1 protein-coding gene is annotated in these 609 nt (G+C 61.1%); it reads right to left on the reverse strand.

The window, feature by feature from the left end; translation table 11 throughout:
* On the reverse strand, positions 1–609 hold a 609-nt coding region (gene tssI / locus ACGF49_RS24730), incomplete at both ends, for a type VI secretion system tip protein TssI/VgrG (RefSeq protein ID WP_387493370.1).

Genomic DNA, 609 nt, shown 5'->3' on the forward strand with positions numbered 1-609 from the left:
GACCAGCTGCCAGAGCCGGTTGAGGTCGTCCCGGGGATGGCCGGTCAGGGTGAACAGCACGCCGGGCTGCATCGTCGCGGCATTACTTTCACCGTCACCGGTCAGGGCATTGTTGCGCAGCGCTTCCAGCCGGTAGCGGGTGAAGTCGGCGCCGTGCTGCGTATCTTTAAAGCGGCCGGGAAAATCGAAGTGTTCATAGCCGGTATGCTGGAGGTTCTGCTCCCGCATCTGATGACGGAACTCCGCCGCCCAGGCCGGGTTTTTGAAGGTGTAATCTTTGAGCTCGACCACCGCCGGCCGTACCTGCGCCTGGCGGGTCAGCCGGGTAATGCACAGCTGCTGGGCCTGTTCAGCGTCGTCGGGGTGATAGGGCAGCACCGGGCCGTTGACCACGGCGCCCGCGTCGTCGGCAAACACCAGGGTGTTTTTATGACCGGTGAATTCAAAGAAGTAAAAAATCCCCTCTTCGGCGGTCAGTCGTTGCAGAAAGTCAAAATCGGTTTCGCGGTACTGGACGCAGAACTCCCGTTCCGGGTGGGGGTTGCGCAGGCTGAACGCCACATCCCGGACGCCGTTCTCTTTGAGCAGGGTGGTGAGGATGGTTTTGAT

Origin of the sequence: Photorhabdus sp. RM96S, from assembly GCF_042879335.1 — a bacterium.
Lineage (GTDB): Bacteria > Pseudomonadota > Gammaproteobacteria > Enterobacterales > Enterobacteriaceae > Photorhabdus > Photorhabdus kayaii.